The sequence below is a fragment of the Desulfobaculum sp. genome (assembly GCF_054921475.1).
The window spans coordinates 1-3,314 of record NZ_JBUDSW010000330.1 but is presented as its reverse complement, the minus strand read 5'-3'; the positions used below and the strand labels follow the sequence as shown (position 1 = coordinate 3,314).

3 protein-coding genes are annotated in these 3,314 nt (G+C 65.1%); 1 reads left to right on the top strand and 2 read right to left on the bottom strand.

The genetic code is table 11. The features are described from left to right. Positions 1–115 precede the first annotated feature (115 nt). Positions 116–886 carry a prepilin peptidase gene (locus ACY69P_RS15425; protein ID WP_462328116.1) on the bottom strand — a complete coding sequence of 257 codons (771 nt, stop codon included), beginning with the start codon at positions 884–886 and terminating at the stop codon, positions 116–118. Between the two features lie 164 nt (positions 887–1,050). On the opposite strand from ACY69P_RS15425, the gene ACY69P_RS15420 reads away from it, so the two are divergent. Next, positions 1,051–2,358: a phenylacetate--CoA ligase family protein gene (locus tag ACY69P_RS15420; protein ID WP_462328115.1), complete on the top strand. Its 1,308-nt coding sequence runs from the start codon at positions 1,051–1,053 to the stop codon at positions 2,356–2,358. A gap of 84 nt (positions 2,359–2,442) precedes the next feature. Here the strand turns inward: ACY69P_RS15420 and ACY69P_RS15415 are convergent. Further along, on the bottom strand, positions 2,443–3,314 hold an 872-nt coding region (locus ACY69P_RS15415; protein WP_462328114.1), incomplete at its 5' end, for a sulfite exporter TauE/SafE family protein.

Sequence of the window (3,314 nt, the reverse complement as noted above, 5' to 3'; positions counted from 1 at the left end):
CACCTGCGCGAAGGCGGCACGGCCAGCGAATTCATGGCCGCGTGGACCGCATAGACGCACTGTTTCGGCCTGCCGCGGCGGGGCGTCCTGAGGAGGGTCCCGCCGGGGTGGGCCGCTATCCGACACGCGCGGTATATACGTCGCCCCACAGGATGACGAGAATGGCCGCAAGGCACAGAAACGGGCCGTAGGGCAGGGCGGATTCGCGCTTGTCCCCGTCGCCGCGCGCGGTGATAAAGCCCACAATGCCAGCGGTTGCTGCGCTGATGATGATAACGGGCGGCAGCATGGACAGCCCCGTCAGCGCGCCGATGAGGAAGATGAGATATACGTCCCCCTCGCCCATCCCCTGCACGCCGCGAATGCGCGTGTACACGGCGTTCACCGTCCAGAAGAGCCCCGCGCCGACCACAGCCCCCAGCATGGAGTCCACAAGGTCCACGCCAAGCACCGTTGGCGCAAGGCCCAGCGCGGCCAGCGAGCCGATGAGCATGGGCCGCAGGGGCAGGGTGTAGGTCTCAAGGTCAATAAAGCTGATAACGATGAACAGCCCGCTAAAGGCCATATACGCCGCCCACTTGGGGCCGGGGCCAAAGGTGATGGCAAGGGCCAGCGCAATGAGGGCGCTCAGGCCCTCCACAAGGGGGTAGCGCGCGCTGATGTGGCAGCGGCACGAGCGGCACTTGCCCAGCAGCAGGGCGTAGCTGAGCAGGGGGATATTCTCCCACCACGCCAGAAAATGCCCGCACTGGGGGCACTTGGAGCGGGGCGGATTGGCAACGGATTCGCCGGAGATGGTTCTGTGGATGCACACGTTGTAAAAACTGCCAAGGCAAAGCCCCAGCACAAGGGAAAGGCCGTGGAATGCGGCTGTATACTGCGTCATGGTGCGTTTTCCATGTGGCGGCAAGGGTTGATGGGGCTTCGGAATTGGGGCATTGTTCCCCGGTCCGGAAGCGTGATGTGCAATCAGTAATGAATTTCAAGGGTTCGGACAAGGCGCAGACGCCATCTTCCGGACATCTACAGCGTTAAGGAGCCGCAAGGTCTATGCAAAGCACCACTCGTTTTCTCCCACACTACACGCCGGAAGAGCTGGCTACCATACAGTTGGATGGCTTGAAATGGACCGTGCGCCACGCGGCAACAGGCAGTGACGCCTACGCCGCAAAATTCCGCGATGCCGGTATCCGCCCGGAGGACATCCGCAGCCTGGACGATTTGCGGCACCTGCCGTGCACCAGCGTGGAGGACCTGCGCGACGGGTATCCGTTTCCGCTGCTGTCCGTGCCGGAGCGCAACGTGGTGCGCATGCATGCGTCCAGCGGCACCACCGGCAAACGCAAGGTGCTGACCTATACCCAGAAGGATGTCAACGACTGGATGGAGATGATGGCCCGCTGTTACGAGCTGGCCGGACTCACCGAGCTGGACCGCATCCAGATTTGCGCCGGGTATGGCCTGTGGACCGCCGGGGCGGGCTTCCAGCTGGGGGCCGAGCATTTTGGCGCCATGGCTGTGCCCGTTGGGCCGGGCAACATGAACATGCAGTTGCAGCTTTTGGTGGATATGGGCGTCACCTGCATGTGCTCCACGGCCAGCATGGCCCTGCTGATGGGCGAGGAAGTGGAAAAGCACGGCCTGCGCGACTCTCTGCGCCTTCGGACCTGCATCTTCGGCTCCGAGACGCACACCCCCAAGATGCGCCAGCGCTTTACGGAACTCTTGGGCAGTGAGGACAGCTTTGACATCTCGGGCATGACGGAGCTTTACGGTCCCGGCGCGGGGCTGGAGTGCGCCGCCCACGACGGCATCCACTACTGGGCGGACATGTACATCGTGGAAATCCTCGACCCGGAAACGCTGGAGCCTGTCCAGCCCGGCGAGGTGGGCGAGATGGTCGTCACCACCCTGCGCAAGGAGGCCGCCCCGCTCATCCGCTACCGCACGCACGACCTGACGCGCCTCATCCCCGGCGAGTGCTCCTGTGGCCTTGCCCTGCCGCGGCACGACAAAATCATGGGCCGCAGTGATGACATGATCATCTTCCGCGGCGTGAATATTTATCCCGGCCAGATTGCCGCGGTCCTTGGCGGCTTTGACGGCATCTCCTCGGAGTATCAGGTGACGCTGGCCCGCCGCGACGGGCGCGACTTTATGACCGTTGCCGTGGAGCGCGCCAAGGGCGCCCACAGCGGCGGCGACGAGGCCCTTGCCACAGCCGTTGGGCAGGAGCTGCACCGCCAGCTTATGGCCCGCGCCGCCGTACAGGTGGTGGACCATGGCGCGTTGCCGCGTTCCTTCGGCAAGACCCGCCGCGTCATTGACGACCGCGAAAACGGCTGCGCCGCCGAGTAAGGCGCGCCGCGTCCTGCTGCGGTGCGAAGTGCAATACACAGCGCCGGACGGTCCCCTATGGACTATCCGGCGCTGTTTTGCGTGCTAGGCGAAAAAGCCGATGATGTACTTGGCCGCGGTCCCGGCCAGCACCAGGCAGAGCATGGCCTTGATGAGGCGCGCGGGGATGAACTTCTGGCAGCGCGCGCCAAGCCACATGCCCACCGCGCCGCCAAGGCCGAAGGACAGCCCAAGGCCCCAGTCCGGGGCGATGCTTTGCGCGGGGTGCAGCACCGCCAGCAGTGGGTAGAAGGCCACCCCGGCCACGGAGGTGACGAAGGTCCCCATGAGCGCCGGTCCGGCCACCACATAGACGGGGATGCCAAGGACGGAGACGAAAAACGGCGCGATGATGGCGCCGCCGCCAATGCCGTAGATGCCGCCGATGATGCCCACCACAAAGGTCAGGGCCATAAGGGCGGGCGTTTTGACGGTGAAGGTGTCGCCGTTGAAGGCGAAGCGGACGGTGGTCAGGGAGCCGGGCAGAGGGGTGACGCGCCCGGTGGTCCCGCGCCGCGCGGCGCTGTGAAAGCGCGCCTCGGCGGAATCCTTTGGCCGCGCGAGCACGTCGCGCAGCAGGCGCACGCCAATGTAGAGGAGCACCACCCCGACAAACAGCTTAAAGTGCCGCGGGTCCGGCAACCATGTGACGCGGATGACCGCGCCGATGAGCACGCCGGGCAGGGTGCCCGCCACCACCGCCCAAGTGAGCGGCCACAGCATGCGCCCCTCGCGCATATAGCGCAGGACCCCGCTGGGGATGGCGACAATGTTGAACAACTGGTTGGTGGCGCTGACCGAGGGCGTGGTATAGCCCAGCACGGTCATTTGAAAGGGCAGCAGCAAGAACGCGCCGGACAGCCCGCCCATGGAGGTGAAAAAGGAGATGACGCACGCCGTGAGCGGCGGAATCCAGA

Excerpts from the sequence above, each read along its gene's own strand:
- ACY69P_RS15425 (WP_462328116.1), bottom strand. The coding sequence starts at position 886 with ATGACGCAGTATACAGCCGCATTCCACGGCCTTTCCCTTGTGCTGGGG.
- ACY69P_RS15420 (WP_462328115.1), top strand. The coding sequence starts at position 1,051 with ATGCAAAGCACCACTCGTTTTCTCCCACACTACACGCCGGAAGAGCTG.